The organism is Ferrovibrio terrae, assembly GCF_943371255.1.
GTDB classification, from domain to species: Bacteria; Pseudomonadota; Alphaproteobacteria; order Ferrovibrionales; family Ferrovibrionaceae; genus Ferrovibrio; species Ferrovibrio terrae_B.
In genome coordinates, this window is record NZ_CALRUC010000018.1 from 18,374 (window position 1) to 33,139 (window position 14,766).

The window sequence follows — 14,766 nt, forward strand, 5'->3', positions numbered from 1 at the left end:
CATCGCCCGTTACGGGCTGACCTTGCGGATTACCTCAAGCAGCTTGCCGGGATCGAACGGCTTGACGATCCATCCGGTGGCGCCGGCACTGCGGCCCTCCTCCTTCTTGGACTGACTGCTTTCGGTGGTGAGAATCAGAACCGGCGTCGCCTTGTTCTTTGGCTTCTTACGCAGTTCCTTGATGAAGGTAATGCCATCCATCACCGGCATGTTGATATCGGTGATGATGACATCGACGGTATTGGCGTCCAGAAGATCGAGGCCTTCCTGGCCATTCTCGCCCTGGATGACCTCGAAGCCGCCCTGCTTGAGCGCGAACTGCAGCATCTGCAGCATCGTCTTCGAATCGTCGACAGTGAGAACCCGCTTGGTCATGTCTGTACCGGCCATTTCATGAGAAACGAAAACAGGCCCAGGTCGTCGAAGGCACTGACGAAGGCGTCACTGGGCGATTTCACGACGAAGGCGATGCCGTTCTGCTCCATATGCTGGGCGGCAGACAGCAGAATCTGGACACAGGGGGTGGACAGGCGCTCGACGGCGGCGGCGTCGATCACCACCTTGCCGCCCTGGGCCATAATCTCGTGGAAACTGTGCAGCAACGGTTCGGCAGCCCGCAAATCCATGCTGGCCACCAAGCCAAGCTGGGTCGCGTCGTCAGCCTTTGTAATCGTGAACGGTTCCATCCACTCGCCCCCTGAGTACCCGCGGAGCGGGCACCGGCTGCGGTCGCTCGGACGACCGCACACCCTTATGAGGACAAACCTAGCCGACGGCCTGCCGGGACGGAAGGGGGATGAGTCGGGGGGTTATCAAAAAACCACATTTCATCCGAGACTTCGGCCAACACCAAAGCCGGGCAGCGGGGAGGCCTGATATTACTGGGCGCGGCCCAGATCGATGGTTGCGTGGCTTTGCGCCCGCATGGCGAGCTTGATTTCGTGATAGCGCTGCCGCAGCTCCTGGCGGGTGCCGCCGGCCAGCTGGAACATCAGCATGATCGCGCTTTCCAGGTCATCGGCGCAGCGGCCGATGCTGTCCAGGTCGCCATCGGCCATTTCGGTCTCGCCGAGCTGGCGCAAATAATCCGCGATCCACAGGGAATGAACCGCAAGTTGTGACAGCGACTGGCCGTGGAAGCGGGTCTCCGTGTTGAAACGGTCACCCATGCGGGGCAGGCGGCTCAGCGGCTGCACGCGCGGACCGGCATCTTCCGGCTCGATATCTTCTGCTTCAACATCGATGATGGTATCCTCGGCCAGCCCTTGGCTGAACGAACTCTGGCCGAACGGGTCATGGCTGAACGGGGCGTCATCGTGGCCCGAAGAATCCGAATCGCGCTCTGCGAACAACCCTTGATCGAGATCCACGGGTGTTCCAATCCCTGAAAAAGCAGATGCAGAAGTCTCGAATCGGAACATCCGTCCGATTCGGTTTGACCTTACCTGTGCCGATTCGGGGGGTCAAGGTCGAACCGCTAGATCACGGGGCGGACGATTGCAAGGCCACTAGGTGTTGGGTTTTAGCGTGTTGGTGGCGGTTATCCGCCAATGCGTGCGCCGGTCTTGAGCACAACCTTTTCCAGGCCGGAGACCAGTTCGCGGCCGATCGCGCCGCCATCGCCGCTGATCTTCTGACTCAGAACCACATACAGCGCGTCGATATGCGGCGATACGACCGCGGGGCTAACCTGCGCGGCTTCGGTATTCAGGCAATGTTCAAGGTAATTGCTGAGATAATGGGTGATTGTGGTGACCAGCGGGTAACCGAAGGTGCCGCCCAGCCCCTTCATGTCCCAGCAGATGCGCAGCATCTTCTTCACGCTGTCAGGGTCGTCCAAGCTGGTCTGCTTGAGTTCCTCGAACGAAGCGCGCATGCGGCCGAGATCGTCATCGGCCCATTTCGAATACATTTTATGGCCCAGCACCTGGATCGCGATCTCAGCTTCCTTGATCGCTTCCTTGTCGATGCCGCCAGCGCCAACCTTCATCTTCAGGTAATTGGGAGGCGTCACGAACTCCGCGCCCTTTGAGGGTTGGGAGGCGCCCTCGGTCTTGGCGCGATCGTTGTCAGCCATGCTCATGACGCTCCTGGTGCGGTGACGTATCGGCCACTGCAATAACACGGGCAAAGTAAACGTCCTGTTTCATCGCCGCAACCGAATAGAGCTGATCTGCATAAAGACTAGAAGAGTTCCACGTCGCTTTTTTCGTCGATTGCAGAGCGGCTGCGCTCTGCATCTTCAGATGGCGTTCCCAGCAGATAATGCTGAAAATGAGTGCGCACCTGTTCCAGGGTCTGGCTGGCAATCAGGCCCTCGCCCCAGCCGGCGGCGCGTTCAGTCAGGCGGGGTGCCCAGTCGCGTCCCGATTGATCGCGGATAATGTCTTCGACATAGCGCAGTGCGTTGATCACATGCTGCTGGCGCTGGCTCCGCAGGTCATCGCCCTGCATCAGGCCGATGGCTTCGCCCATCAAGGGTGAATCCGGCAGTTGCTTGCCCAGTTCCACCAGCTTGGCTGCAAAAGATTGGCCGTTACTGTTCTGGACTTTCTGCAAGTCCTCGACCTCTTCCTTGAGCGCCAGCAGGACAAGGGCGATAAAGTCCAGCAGTTCGCGCGACGCGGCCGGTCCGATACCGACTTCCGCGCTGCCCGACGGCGTATTCCGAGTGTTGTTCGGCAATGCCCCAGCCTTCCCCATAAGTTAACTCTTCCATACTTTCCGGCGGTTTGCACCCGTCGCCCGGCGAGCCTTAAAGGTATTCTTTTATGCTTTGGCGCCCCAGCCGATTGCGACCGCTGGTTGTCATTGCGGTCTCACGCCCGATGATTGACTTGCACTGTGGCCAAAATCGCCAAGAGGTGGAAATTAAAAGGCGGTAACATCGCACAAGCATGCGTATGCCGCTGCTCCGAAACATGGTAACTACCGGATCAATAAAGGGGCACCGTACGGGTATGGATCCGATCGATATCAAGGAGATGCTGCATCACCATCATCTCTGGCTCAAGGGTATGCCGAGTGGTCGGCCGGCGGATTTTTCCGGCCGTGACCTCACCGGCGCAGACCTGAGCGGCGCAGACCTGCGCCGTGCATCCTTTCGCATGGCGACGATGCGCGATGCCAAGCTGACCAAGGCGCAGCTGGTGCAATGCGATCTTTTCAAAGCCGATCTGAGCGGGGCCGACCTGTCGGAAGCCGATCTCAGCCGCGCCGATCTGCGCGGCGCGACGCTGGAAAATGTCAACATGGCCGGCGCCAATCTGACCGGCGCGAATTTCCGTCGCGGCCTGGAGTTGGGGCAGAATCCTGCCGAGGCCGTAGAGCTGCTGCGCCAGAATGTCACCGGCAGCAATTTTGCCGGCGCCACGCTGGTCGGCGTTGATGCGCTGGGGGCCGATTTCAGCGGCAGCAACCTGGCCGGCGCCAACCTGCAGGATGCGGCCCTCACCGATTGCCAACTGGTCAGTGTTGATCTTTCCGGGGCCGATCTGGGTGGCGCCACGCTGGCGGGCGCCAATCTCGTCGGCGCCGAATTGAGCGGCGCCAACTTGGCCGGCGCCACTTTGCAGGGCGCCAACCTGACCGATGCGCATCTGCACGGCGTCGATCTCAGCACGGTCGATACTTTCGGCGCCAATGTGGTGATGGCCAACATGGCGGCCGAGCCCAGTTCCGCAGCCCCCAGCCCGATGAGCGAAGCGGAAATCCATGCCGCCCTGGCCGAGCACAAGAGCTGGGTTGGCGGTGGCGACGGCAAGCCGGCCAATCTGCGCGGCCAGGATCTCAGCGGCTTCGATCTCAGCAACCTCGACCTGTCTGGCATCAAATTGCGCGGCGCAGCCCTGCGCGATGCCAAGGTCGACAGGACAGTATTCAAATTCGCCGATCTGTCCGGCGTTGATATGCGCGGCTGCCATGCCCTGGATACAACCTTCGCCGGGTGCAACCTGACGGGCGCCGATCTGCGCAATGGCCACTTTAACGGCAGCCGTTTTGCCAGCGCCGAGATTCTCAGTTCGACCGGTGAGCGGACCGGCCGCCGGATTTACACCGATCTGTCCAATGCCCGCCTGGCCGGGGCGGTCTGCGACGGAGTCGACTGGGGGGACGCTATCCTCCACGACGTCAGCGGCCTTGAACCGTGACCGGCCGAAAGTCATGATGGCAAAATGAATACCACACCGGGCAGTATCCTGCGGCGTCCAGCCGCCACCGAGGGCAGCGCTGCTGGCCCCAATGCGGAGCGCCGGCGGTATTACGACCCGATTCTAAAAGTTAACGTGGTTCAGGTCTTTCAGGGTGATTTCTACGTCTCGACCCGCGAGGGCGAGATGCTGGCTACCGTTCTGGGGTCCTGTGTCGCGGCATGCATACGCGACCCGGTCGCGGCGGTCGGCGGCATGAATCACTTCCTGCTCCCCGACAAGGGCGGCGACAACAATCCGGATTTGCCGTTTTCCGCCTCGCTGCGCTACGGTAGCTATTCGATGGAGCAGTTGATCAACGGAATTCTGGGAGCCGGCGGGCGGCGTGAGCGGCTGGAGGTGAAAATCTTCGGGGGTGCCAACGTGCTGGCAGGCCTGCGCGGGATCGGTCACCAGAATGCCGAATTCGTTGAGCGCTATCTCAAGGCCGAAGGCTTCAAGATCATGGGCGCCGATCTGCGCGGCACGCTGCCGCGCAAGGTACAGTATTTCCCCGCCACCGGTGTTGTGCGCATGAAGCAGATCGAAGATGCCAGTGCGAAGACCGTGTTCCAGCGCGAGAGCACCAAGAAGATCACCGCGGTGCAGACCACAGCGGGCAGCATCGAGCTGTTCGACTGAGATCCGCGCAGAGCTTTCGTCGCCATGGCATACAAACTCAACAACGTCGCAGTGCTTGTGATTGACAGTAATCACAACCACATGCAGCTTATTAAAGAGGTTTTGCGACCGCTCGGTGTCAATCGTATCGCCGAGTGCCTGAACGCCAAAGACGCACTCACTTATCTCGAAAATAACGTCGTCGACATCATCTTCACCGAATGGCACATGGATGGTGAGATGGATGGCCTGGGTCTGGTCGAATGGATTCGCAAGAATCCGGCATCGAAGAATGTGTTCGTGCCGATCGTGATGGTGACGGCGCAGTCTGAAGAATGGAAAGTGCATAAGGCGCGCGATGCCGGCGTCACCGAATTCCTCGTCAAGCCATTCTCGGCCAAGACCATGGCGCGCCGGATCAGCATGGTGGTCGAATATCCGCGCCAGTTCGTGCGCACCGACGAATTCTTTGGCCCCGACCGGCGCCGCCACAAGGTGTCGAACTACACCGGCGAAGAGCGGCGCAAGGAGATGCTGGAGAAGGGCGACCAGCAGATGGATGAATCCGCCGTCGCGAACCTGCTCAACGAGCTCTAATCGTTACATTCCGGTTGACGTTCTGCCGGAGCGGGACCAAGATTCAAACAATTGAAGCAGTTGGGAGGTCAGCCGTTCCGGCATGAGCGAAGTTGTTGCTTTGCACCAGTTCCGCCGTTCGTCCGAGGAAACCGTCCTGGACGGTGTGACTTCGGGTGCGGATGTAAAGCTGATCGTTGCCAGGAGCACTGATCCTCGCCCGGCGGTCGAAACCGCCGTTTTTTTCGACCGGCGCGAATTCAACCTGATCCTCAATCTTTATGCCCGCATGGTCGGGATGGGCGAATGGCGCGATTATGCCATCGGCCATGACCGCGAGAGTTGCAGCTTCGCTGTCTTCCGCCGCAGTGCCGACGGCGCCCTGTATCGCATCGTCAAGACGCCAAAGCTGGCGCGCAAGCAGGGCGCCTTTGCCATCATCGCCCAGGGTGGCCGCATCGTGCGGCGTGGCAAGGATCTGGCGGTGATGCTGCGCTTTTTCGAGCCCAAGCGCGAGGCCACACTCTAAGCGCGGCAGATTCTGGAAAAGAAAAGGGCCCCCATCAGTCGATGGGAGCCCGTTCCAAAAGCGGGAAGTCCGAGTGGCGATTAGGCCTTCTTGGTCTTCTTGGCCGCCGGCTTGGCAGCCTTCTTCTCGCCAGTCTTCTTCTTCTCGGCCTTCTTCTCAACCTTCTTCTTGGCAGGCTGAGTGGTCTGAGCTTCAGCGGCCGGGGCAAAGGCAGGCGCAACTGCGCCAGCCAGGAAGCCAGCCATCACAAAAGCAGCGGCGATCGTCTTGAAGCGGGTCATCATTGGAATCCATCCCTTGAACAGTGCTGCACATCCTGCCGACGAATCGGCGGCTGCATCATTGTCATTCTTGCGCTCGATACATGCGATCGGCAATGGCAGATATTTTCACTGCGACACTGTGTCGGTTTACGGGAAATTTATTATTGCAGGAGTGCAACGAGTTCACGGCGATGTTTCTCCACGCCGGGCCGATCGCGGATTCTGCGCTCCAGATGCGGCTTTATCGCTTCGCGCGCACCTGCTTTCGCGCCGGCCTGCAGCCACAGTTGCCAGAACAGATCACGCTGTGCGTGGCTGCCGCCGATCTGTTGGAGACCCTGCAGGGCGGATGGTAATTTTTCGAACACCTGCCGCCAGTCGCCACGACCATAGGCGGCAACGCCTTCGGCCAGATTGCTGCCGACCTGGCGCCAGATGCGCCCCATCAACTGCTGCTCAGTCTGGCTGGCAACATGCTCGCGCAGGCTGGCCAGCAGAGTTTGTACCGCTGTATTACGGCCGGCGCGGCTCAGTCCTAGCAGGTAATGCGCATCCAGGAACGGCTCGATATGCTCGGGCCCACGCCGCTCGATGTAGTCGGCGACATCCTGCCAGCGCTCGCCAACATCCAGCCCGGCGAATTCCAGCCGTGCCAGCAGGGCGACGGCGTTGACCTGATCCTGGCTGTATTCCTTCCACACGCCCCAGACCTGTTCGTCATAGAGGCGGAGCGCGGCATCGGGCTGGTCGCTGTCGATGGCAAACAAGGCAGCATGCCACCAGTTGTGGCTGCGCATGAATGAATTTCTGTCGCTCCAGGTATCGGAGAAGCCCAGCATGGTTGTCAGGCCTTCGGCGCAGCGGCCCTGGGTTTCCAGCACATGGGCCAGCGCATGATGGGCCCAGGGTTCGGCGCGCTTGAGCGCAATCGCTTGCCGCGCCGCCGCCTCGGCCTCGTCCAACCGGTTCATCTCTTCCAGCCCGAAAGCCAGCATGCCATGCATCTCGGCCACATCCCGATGCGCCGGCAGGGCGGTTTCGGCCACGCGCAACATCCCGGCCAGGTCGCCGACATGGAACAGGTGGAACTGTGCCATTTTCACCGCCGCCAGATCCCGGGGCCAGCGCGTGGCAATCTCGGTCGTCAGTGAAATCGCAGCTTCCGCATCGCCGGCAGCCCAGGCGGCAACTTGCGCATGCCACAGGCGCTCGCGCTCGGTCGCCCTGGCCAGATGCGGTTCGGCGGCGGCCAGCCAGGGCCGCGCCTTGGCCACCGATTGCCCGGTCTGCAGAAACAGCTCCAGTGCCGCCGCCTTGGCCTGCGCGATCACACAGGCCGGATCGGCCCCGGCGGCCTCCCAGATTGCGGCCGCCGTGGTGCCATAGGTGATGAAGCTGGTATCGAAGGTATTCAGGCCTTCGATGACGGCTGGATTGTCGGTGGCGACGTCGAGACCCCAGCGGTCCTGCAGCATGTTGTGCCTTCGATTACTTGGCGGCGTCCTGCCAGTCATTGATCTTGTCGAGCGGATAGATCGGCCGGCGGACATTCTTGTAGTCGATGATGCTGTTGTCCGAGGTGGTGACGCCCTCGCCATCCAGCGTAAATGTCGCCTTGGCCAGCGGGGCAAAGCCGGCGCGGTAATGAATGCGCGACTTCAGCAGCAGGTAGCGCTTGTGTTCGGGTTCAATGCCGACCGAGCGGAACACGCCGGTATCCCAGGGCTCATGATGCCGCGAGACGACGACAATCTGCATGCGCCCCTCAACTTCCAGCACGGCGGTCGGCCCCATCATGACTTTATAGCCATGATACATCGGGCCGCGCACGATCCATTCGCCATCGGTGATGGTGCGCACCTTGCCGGTCAGCGTCAGCGGCTTGCCCTTCAGCTTCAGCGACGGCATGTCGCTCTTGCCGCCCAGCTCCAGCGTCACGGTGGCGCCGACGCCGGCCTTCTGCATGATCTGCACCGCCGCCGGATCCCACACCGCGCCGACCGCCACGTCTTCCAGGCCCTGGCGCAGCACTTCGGCGATCACCATCATCACATCCTGGGTGCCGCCCGAGCCGCAGTTGTCGGCGTGATCCAGCAGGATCACCGGGCCATCCTTCAGCTTTTTGGCCTTGGCGACGGTCTCGGCCAGGTCACGATGCTGGTAGATATGGATGTCGCGCTTGTCCCAGACCTGGGCGGCGATGCGGTCGGCCGCCGCATCGGCCTGCGCCTGATCGACACCCACGGTGATGACGGTGGTGCCGGCATCCTTGATGTCTGCCATGGCAAAGCCACCAAACACGCTGGCGCAGGGTAGGCCCTTTGCTTCTTCATCCTTGCAGGCCTGGATCGCGGATTTCATCGGCTCGTCATCAGTGCCCTGGCACAGCGTCTGCGACAGCAGCGGCAGCTGCCGCAGCGCCATCGCCGGCTTCGGCGCCTTGCCGGCAATGAAGGGCATCACCACGCGGCCAACCTGGCCGGCCACCACATCCATGTCGACATGCGGGTAGGTCTTGTAGCCGATCAGCGCCGTGCAGTTGGCCACCATCTTGGGCGTCAGGTTGCAATGCAGGTCCAGCGTCACGGCGATCGGCAGGTCGGGCGCGATCTGGCGGATCTGCTCCAGCAAGGTGCCTTCGCCGTCTTCCAGGCCCTCCACCACCATGGCGCCATGCAGGTCGAGCAGGCAGCCGTCGCAGCCGGCCTTCACGGCCTCCAGGATCGGGTCGGTCAGGCGCTTCCAGGCGTCTTTCGTGACCAGGCCGCCGGGCATGGCCTCGGCAGCCATCGGCAGCACCACCTCGGCACCATACTCCCTGGCCAGGGTGAGGTAGACGCCGAGCGGCATGTTGGTCTTGGCATAGGCATCGATGGCAGCCTGGCCGGTATAGAGGCCCCAGGACTCGAAGCGGGCGAAATCGGTGACAATCGGCGAGAAGGTGTTGGTCTCGTGCTTCACCATCGCGAGGACAAGCTTCATGGGGCGGGACTTTCTTGGCTGGCTGAGTAATTCGTAGGCAGACGAACGAAAGCTTAAAACCGCGCCACCGGCTTTGTCACGTTGGATACGACACTTCAGGCAAAGAAAAAGCCCCGGCAGTTGCCTGCCGGGGCCCAAGATCAGCAAGAAAAAGGCCCCGGCAAACTTGCCGGGGCCTGGTCGTCGCGGTGGTTAAACCGGGATCATTCGTTCTTCTGGCCGAACAGGCTCAGCAGGGCCATGAAGATGTTCAGGAAGTTCACATACAGCGAGGTGGCGCCGAAGATCGCCTGCTTGGTCTGCAGGTCGGCCGGATCGCTCTCGTAGAACTCCGACTTGATGCGCTGCGTGTCGAAGGCGGTCAGGCCGGTGAAGACCAGAACCGTGATCGCCGAGATGGCGAACTGCAGCACGCTGGAGCCCAGGAAGATGTTCACGATGCTGGCGATGAACAGGCCGATCACGCCCATGAACAGGAACGAGCCCATGCCGGTCAGGTCGCGCTTGGTCGTGTAACCCCACAGGCTCATCGCGCCGAACATCGCGGCGGTGATGAAGAAGATGCGCAGGATCGAGGTGCCGGTGTAGACCATGAAGATGGTCGACAGCGACAGGCCCATCGTGGCGGTAAAGGCCCAGTAAAGGCCTTGCACGGCGCCGGCCGACAGCTTGTTGGCGCCGAAGCTCATGACCAGCAGCAGGCCGATCGGGGCCAGCATCACCACAAAGGAAAGGCCGCCGGTGAACAGCGTGCTCATCAGGGCGGGGGACTGCGACACCAGCAGGGCTACGATGGCGCTGAGCGCCAGGCCCGAGCCCATATAGTTGTAGACCCGCAGCATGTAGCTGCGCAGGGCCTCATCCACCACCGCACGGTCAATCGTGGTGGTGCCGTAGCCATAGCGCGGCTGGTTAAACGGGGTCGACATGGTATTGCCTCCTCAGACAATGGTTGTGATCAGCATATTGTCAGTGTCGGGGTGAATTTCAAGAATAAACCCGACATAAACTTTCTGTATAAGTCATTCTGTTGACGCAGTTTCTTCATACAATGCCCGGTGGCGGGCCGTTTTGGCCAAAACGCCGATTTTGTGATGCCGGTACTCGTCAGTACACGATTGATGCCGTAAGCATAAGTCCCTCCCGCAAAGGCGGAAAACCGCCGATTTAATCGAGATTCCAATGACTGATCCCGCGCGCGCACCCCAGTCGCAGCCCGCGACGCTCTGGCGCCTGACCCTGGTGCTGGGCGCGCTCAGCGCTTTCACGCCGCTGGCGGTCGACATGTATCTGCCCGCCCTGCCGGCGCTGGAGCGCACGCTGGCCACCGATTCGGGCAAGGTGCAGCAGACGCTGTCGTTCTTTTTCCTCGGCCTGGCCATCGGCCAGCTGTTCTACGGCCCGATCAGCGACCGCTTCGGCCGTCGTGGCCCGCTGCTGGTCGGCAATCTGCTGTTCATCGGCGCCTCGATCGCCTGCGCCCTGGCGCCGGGCATCGACACGCTGATCGGCGCGCGCTTCGTGCAGGCCTTCGGCTCCTGTGCCGGCCTGGTGATCTCGCGCGCCATGGTGCGCGACCTGTTCGAACCGCGCGAAGGTGCCCGCGTCATGTCGCTGCTGATGCTGGTGATGGGCGTGGCGCCGATCCTGGCGCCGCTGCTCGGCGGCTATGTCGTCGCCTGGTTCGATTGGCATGCCATCTTCTGGTTCCTCGCCGGCTTCGCCCTGCTGGCGATGCTGGCCGCCTGGCGGTGGCTGCCCGAGACGCGCGGCGCGCGGCCCGATATGCGGCTCACGCTGGGCTCCGTGCTGCAGGTCTATGGCCGGCTGCTCAGCACGCGGCGCTACATGGGCTACACGCTCGCCTCCAGCCTCGGCATGGGCGGGCTGTTCTGCTACATCGCCGCTTCGCCCTTTGTCTTCATCGATCTCTATGGCCTGTCGCCGCAGGCCTATGGCTGGGTCTTTGGCATCAACGCGGTCGGCATCATCGGCTTTTCGCAGGTCAACCGCGCCCTGCTGCGCCACTTCACGCTGGACGAGGTGCTGATCGTTTCGATCTCCACCATGGCGGTGGCCGGCGTCGCGCTGCTGATCGCGGCCGTGTTTTCCATCGGTGGGATGATCGGCCTGTGGGTGCCGCTGTTCTTCTATATCGCCAGCCTCGGCGGCGTGCTGCCCAATGCCGCCGCCAGCGCCATGGCGGCCGAAGCCGAACGTGCCGGCTCGGCAGCGGCGCTGATGGGTACGTTGCAGTTCACGCTGGGCGCGATGACCAGCGGCATCGTCAGCCTGCTGCCCGGCAATCCGGCGCTCGCCATGGCGGTGATCGTCGCCGTCTGCGGCCTCGGCGGTCTCTCGGCGCGGCTTATTCTGGTGCGCTGATCAGGTTGTCCTGAGCAGCGGCGCCGGCTTGGCGGCCAGCGCCTGCCAGGCGCCGGCAAGGCCGAGCAGCAACGTGGCGGCCACGCCGCCCAGCGCGGTGGCGGCGGCGATGCCGGGCGCGAAATAGAAGGTCGCGCCCATCATCAGCGTCACCATCGCCCAGGCGGCGAGCCAGCCGAGCCCGAAGGCCAGCGTGGCGCCCACCAGGCCGACGGTGCCGTATTCGATCACATGGGCGGCGATGATGTCGCGGCGGGTGGCGCCCAGCGCTTTCAGGATCGCGCCTTCCTTCAGGCGGCGGCGATGCTCGGCTGCCAGGGCGCCGGCCAGCACGATCAGGCCCGCGATCAGCGTGATGCCGGCGGCACCGCGCACGGCGGCCCCCAGTTTCAGCACGATGGCATTCAGCTCGCTCAGCACATCCTTCATGCGCACCACCGAGATGCCGGGAAAGCGCTGCGTCACGCTGCGGAACAGCGCCAGTTCGGCGGCCGGCCCGGCTTTCACGGTGGCGAGGAAGGTATGCGGCGCGCGTTCCAGCAGGCCGGGCGAGAAGACCAGCACGAAGTTGATGCCGAACGAACTCCAGTCGAGCCGGCGGATGCTGGCGATCTCGGCCTCGATGTCGCGGCCCAGCACATTCACGGTCAATCTGTCGCCGATGCCGACGCCCAGGCCCTGCGCCGCCTTTTCCTCGATAGAGATCAGCGGCGGACCGTTATAGTCGCGCGGCCACCAGCTGCCGGCCAGCAGGCTCGAGCCCGCTGGCAGGTCGCGTGCGTAAGTCAGGCCGCGATCGCCCTGCAGCACCCAGCGCTGCTCGGGCGTCACCTCCACCTGTTCCGACGGCACGCCTTTCACTTTGGCGATGCGGCCGCGCATGTTGGGCACGGTTTCGAGGTCGCGCGCGCCGGGCGAGGCCAGCACGGTGGCACGGAAATCATCCATCTGCCCGGGCTGGATATCGACGAAGAAGAAGGCCGGCGCCTCGTCGGGCAGGCGGTCCTCGACCTGGGCATGCAGGTTGCTCTCGACCAGCGCAATGGCAACCAGCAGCGTGAGCGACACGCCGAGCGACAAGAGCAGCGCTGCGGTGGCAGCGCCGGGCCGGTGCAAACTGGCAAAGGCCAGCTTGAGCCGCACATTGCGCGGCCGGATATGGCGCGCCACGCGCGCGACCAGGGCGGCGATCAGGCGGAACAGCACGAAGGCGACGATGGCCGAGCCGACAAAAGCTGTAGCGAAGCGGCGTTCATCGGCGCCGAAGATGGCCAGCGCGGCCAGGGCAGCAAACAGCAGCAGCGTGGCGATCACGTAAACCGGTCGCGGCAGGCTGCGGCCCGGCGCCACCAGGTCGCGGAACAGCGCGGCGGGCCGGATATCGGCGGCACGCGCCAGCGGCCAGATGGTGAAGGCCAGCGCCACCAGCAGGCCATAGGCAGCGGCGAGCGCCAGCGGTTGCCAGTAGATGCCGGCGACCAGCGGCAGCGGCAGGATATCGGCCAGCGCGCCGGCGGCGAGATTGGGAATCGCGGTGCCGACCACAAGGCCGATGATGATGCCGAACGCAGCCAGCAGCAGGGTCTGCCACAGATAGACGCGGAAGATCAGGCCGGTGGTGGCGCCGAGCGATTTCAGCGTCGCAATCGTCGGCGTCTTGCCGTCCAGATGCGCATGCACGGCATTGGCGACGCCAACGCCGCCGATCAGCAGTGCGGTGAGGCCGACCAGCACCAGGAACAGCGCGGCGCGGTCGAGGAAGCGTCGCACGCCGGGGCTGCCTTCTTTCCAGTCGCGGATGCGCCAGCCGGCGGTGGGGAGTTCCTTCTGCGCGGCATCCTGCACCTGGGCCGCGGTCAGCTCCGGGCGCAGCTTCACCCGGTAATGCCAGTAGGCCAGCGTGCCGGGCTGCACCAGTTTAGTGGCCTCCAGTGCATCGGCAGCGATCATCACGCGCGGCCCCAGCGTCAGGCCTTCGGTGGCGCGGTCGGGTTCGCGCGCGATCACGCCACGGATTTCAAATTGCGCTTCGCCGATGCCGATGCGGTCGCCCACCGCGGCATCGAGACGGATCAGGCTCTGCGGATCGACGGCGGCGCCCGGCAGGCCGTTGCGGGTCTCCAGCAGGGCGTCCAGCGTGCCGGGCTGTTCCAGTTCGACACTGCCATACAGCGGATAGCCGCCATCGACCGCCTTCAGTTCCACCAGCGTGCGTTCGTCGCTGCGCAGGGCATGGGCCATGGCGCGCATCTGCACGCTGTAGGACACACTGCCCTGGCGGGCGAGGAAGGCCTGTTCCTCCGGCGTGGTACCGCGATGGGTGAGACGGAACTCCAGATCGCCGCCCAGCAGGCTGCGGCCATCGCGCTCCAGGCCGGTGATGATCGCGGCCGACAGCGTACCGATGCCGGCAATGACGGCGACGCCCAGGCCCAGGCAGGCGACGAACAGGCGGAAGCCGCGCAGGCCGCCGCGCAACTCGCGCAGTGAAAACCGCAGCGACAGCATCAGTCTGCCGCCTGCGGGCGCGCCGGCCGCTGTTCGATGGATTTGATCCTGCCGTCCTCGATGCGCACCACGCGGTCGCACAGCGCCGCCAGGTTTTCGTCATGGGTGATCAGGATCAGCGTCGAATTCAGCTTCGCTGCCTCGCCGAACATCAGGTCGATGATGGCATGGCCGGTGCTGCCATCCAGGTTGCCGGTCGGCTCGTCGGCCAGCAGCAGGGCGGGACGGGGTGCCACGGCGCGCGCCAGTGCCACGCGTTGCTGCTCGCCGCCCGACAGCTGCGCCGGATAATGCGTTTCGCGCTTGGCCAGCCCCACCTGTGCCAGTGCGGCGCGGGCACGGGCGATGGCATCATTCGCGCCCGCCAGTTCCAGCGGCACGGCGACATTCTCCAGCGCCGTCATGGTCGGGATCAGATGGAAGCTCTGGAACACGATGCCCACCCGGCTGCGGCGCCACAGCGCCAGGCGATCCTCGTTCAGGGCATTGAGATCGCCGCCGGCAACAACCACCTGTCCCTTGCTGACGCGCTCCAGCCCGGCCAGCACCGCCAGCAGGGTGGATTTGCCCGAGCCTGATGGTCCGACAATACCAATGCGTTCGCCGGGCTGTACGCTGAGATCGATGCCGCGCAGGATATTGACCGGACCGGCCGTGCTGGCGAGAGTGAGATGCACATCGGTCAATTGAACGATCGGCGTCAATTGAACGA

General features: G+C 63.4%; 16 protein-coding genes. 5 read left to right on the forward strand and 11 right to left on the reverse strand.

Going from position 1 to position 14,766, the window contains the following annotated elements; translation table 11 throughout:
- Positions 1-9 precede the first annotated feature (9 nt).
- The 5 genes from AAG799_RS06285 to AAG799_RS06305 form a co-directional block, all read right to left on the reverse strand.
- Entirely contained in the window at positions 10-375 is a 366-nt protein-coding gene (locus AAG799_RS06285) for a response regulator (protein ID WP_341894951.1), read from the reverse strand.
- Positions 372-686: an STAS domain-containing protein gene (locus tag AAG799_RS06290; RefSeq protein WP_341894952.1), complete on the reverse strand. Its 315-nt coding sequence runs from the start codon at positions 684-686 to the stop codon at positions 372-374. The genes AAG799_RS06285 and AAG799_RS06290 overlap by 4 nt, the downstream gene beginning before the upstream one ends.
- Before the next feature lie 192 nt (positions 687-878).
- A complete protein-coding gene (locus AAG799_RS06295; RefSeq protein ID WP_341894953.1) occupies positions 879-1,421 on the reverse strand; it encodes a hypothetical protein in 543 nt (180 codons plus the stop codon).
- A gap of 119 nt (positions 1,422-1,540) precedes the next feature.
- Positions 1,541-2,077: a hypothetical protein gene (locus tag AAG799_RS06300; RefSeq protein ID WP_341894954.1), complete on the reverse strand. Its 537-nt coding sequence runs from the start codon at positions 2,075-2,077 to the stop codon at positions 1,541-1,543.
- Between the two features lie 107 nt (positions 2,078-2,184).
- Entirely contained in the window at positions 2,185-2,685 is a 501-nt protein-coding gene (locus AAG799_RS06305; protein ID WP_341894955.1) for a hypothetical protein, read from the reverse strand.
- A 275-nt stretch (positions 2,686-2,960) separates the two neighbouring features.
- On the opposite strand from AAG799_RS06305, the gene AAG799_RS06310 reads away from it, so the two are divergent.
- From AAG799_RS06310 to AAG799_RS06325, 4 genes are all read left to right on the forward strand, one after another.
- A complete protein-coding gene (locus AAG799_RS06310; protein WP_341894956.1) occupies positions 2,961-4,151 on the forward strand; it encodes a pentapeptide repeat-containing protein in 1,191 nt (396 codons plus the stop codon).
- 24 nt (positions 4,152-4,175) lie between these two features.
- On the forward strand, positions 4,176-4,832 hold the full coding sequence (locus tag AAG799_RS06315) for a chemoreceptor glutamine deamidase CheD (RefSeq protein ID WP_341894957.1): 657 nt from the start codon (positions 4,176-4,178) through the stop codon (positions 4,830-4,832).
- 24 nt (positions 4,833-4,856) lie between these two features.
- Entirely contained in the window at positions 4,857-5,408 is a 552-nt protein-coding gene (locus tag AAG799_RS06320) for a response regulator (protein WP_341894958.1), read from the forward strand.
- Positions 5,409-5,490: 82 nt separating this feature from the next.
- Positions 5,491-5,916: a DUF2794 domain-containing protein gene (locus AAG799_RS06325; protein WP_341894959.1), complete on the forward strand. Its 426-nt coding sequence runs from the start codon at positions 5,491-5,493 to the stop codon at positions 5,914-5,916.
- An 80-nt stretch (positions 5,917-5,996) separates the two neighbouring features.
- Here the strand turns inward: AAG799_RS06325 and AAG799_RS06330 are convergent, their stop codons facing one another.
- The 4 genes from AAG799_RS06330 to AAG799_RS06345 all read right to left on the reverse strand — a co-directional run bounded on the left by AAG799_RS06330 (position 5,997) and on the right by AAG799_RS06345 (position 10,090).
- A complete protein-coding gene (locus AAG799_RS06330; protein ID WP_341894960.1) occupies positions 5,997-6,200 on the reverse strand; it encodes a hypothetical protein in 204 nt (67 codons plus the stop codon).
- Between the two features lie 140 nt (positions 6,201-6,340).
- A complete protein-coding gene (locus AAG799_RS06335; RefSeq protein WP_341894961.1) occupies positions 6,341-7,654 on the reverse strand; it encodes a tetratricopeptide repeat protein in 1,314 nt (437 codons plus the stop codon).
- A 13-nt stretch (positions 7,655-7,667) separates the two neighbouring features.
- Positions 7,668-9,161, reverse strand: a complete 1,494-nt coding sequence (locus tag AAG799_RS06340; protein ID WP_341894962.1) for a M81 family metallopeptidase — start codon at positions 9,159-9,161, stop codon at positions 7,668-7,670.
- Between the two features lie 203 nt (positions 9,162-9,364).
- Positions 9,365-10,090 carry a Bax inhibitor-1/YccA family protein gene (locus AAG799_RS06345; protein WP_341894963.1) on the reverse strand — a complete coding sequence of 242 codons (726 nt, stop codon included), beginning with the start codon at positions 10,088-10,090 and terminating at the stop codon, positions 9,365-9,367.
- 253 nt (positions 10,091-10,343) lie between these two features.
- Here AAG799_RS06345 and AAG799_RS06350 point away from each other — a divergent pair, with 253 nt between their 5' ends.
- Positions 10,344-11,546, forward strand: coding sequence for a Bcr/CflA family multidrug efflux MFS transporter (locus tag AAG799_RS06350; protein WP_341894964.1), 1,203 nt, complete (start codon positions 10,344-10,346; stop codon positions 11,544-11,546).
- Here AAG799_RS06350 and AAG799_RS06355 read toward each other — a convergent pair whose 3' ends face one another.
- Both AAG799_RS06355 and AAG799_RS06360 read right to left on the reverse strand, forming a co-directional pair.
- Entirely contained in the window at positions 11,547-14,054 is a 2,508-nt protein-coding gene (locus AAG799_RS06355; RefSeq protein WP_341894965.1) for an FtsX-like permease family protein, read from the reverse strand.
- Positions 14,054-14,749 carry an ATP-binding cassette domain-containing protein gene (locus AAG799_RS06360; RefSeq protein WP_341894986.1) on the reverse strand — a complete coding sequence of 232 codons (696 nt, stop codon included), beginning with the start codon at positions 14,747-14,749 and terminating at the stop codon, positions 14,054-14,056. The genes AAG799_RS06355 and AAG799_RS06360 overlap by 1 nt, the downstream gene beginning before the upstream one ends.
- Between the last annotated feature and the right edge of the window lie 17 nt (positions 14,750-14,766).

Bases quoted from the DNA above. Each gene is read 5' to 3' on its own strand.
- AAG799_RS06340 (WP_341894962.1), bottom strand. From the start codon at position 9,161: ATGAAGCTTGTCCTCGCGATGGTGAAGCACGAGACCAACACCTTCTCG.
- AAG799_RS06345 (WP_341894963.1), bottom strand. From the start codon at position 10,090: ATGTCGACCCCGTTTAACCAGCCGCGCTATGGCTACGGCACCACCACG.
- AAG799_RS06350 (WP_341894964.1), top strand. From the start codon at position 10,344: ATGACTGATCCCGCGCGCGCACCCCAGTCGCAGCCCGCGACGCTCTGG.
- AAG799_RS06315 (WP_341894957.1), top strand. From the start codon at position 4,176: ATGAATACCACACCGGGCAGTATCCTGCGGCGTCCAGCCGCCACCGAG.
- AAG799_RS06325 (WP_341894959.1), top strand. From the start codon at position 5,491: ATGAGCGAAGTTGTTGCTTTGCACCAGTTCCGCCGTTCGTCCGAGGAA.
- AAG799_RS06300 (WP_341894954.1), bottom strand. From the start codon at position 2,077: ATGGCTGACAACGATCGCGCCAAGACCGAGGGCGCCTCCCAACCCTCA.
- AAG799_RS06310 (WP_341894956.1), top strand. From the start codon at position 2,961: ATGGATCCGATCGATATCAAGGAGATGCTGCATCACCATCATCTCTGG.
- AAG799_RS06335 (WP_341894961.1), bottom strand. From the start codon at position 7,654: ATGCTGCAGGACCGCTGGGGTCTCGACGTCGCCACCGACAATCCAGCC.
- AAG799_RS06285 (WP_341894951.1), bottom strand. From the start codon at position 375: ATGACCAAGCGGGTTCTCACTGTCGACGATTCGAAGACGATGCTGCAG.
- AAG799_RS06290 (WP_341894952.1), bottom strand. From the start codon at position 686: ATGGAACCGTTCACGATTACAAAGGCTGACGACGCGACCCAGCTTGGC.
- AAG799_RS06320 (WP_341894958.1), top strand. From the start codon at position 4,857: ATGGCATACAAACTCAACAACGTCGCAGTGCTTGTGATTGACAGTAAT.
- AAG799_RS06330 (WP_341894960.1), bottom strand. From the start codon at position 6,200: ATGATGACCCGCTTCAAGACGATCGCCGCTGCTTTTGTGATGGCTGGC.
- AAG799_RS06355 (WP_341894965.1), bottom strand. From the start codon at position 14,054: ATGCTGTCGCTGCGGTTTTCACTGCGCGAGTTGCGCGGCGGCCTGCGC.
- AAG799_RS06295 (WP_341894953.1), bottom strand. From the start codon at position 1,421: ATGTTCCGATTCGAGACTTCTGCATCTGCTTTTTCAGGGATTGGAACA.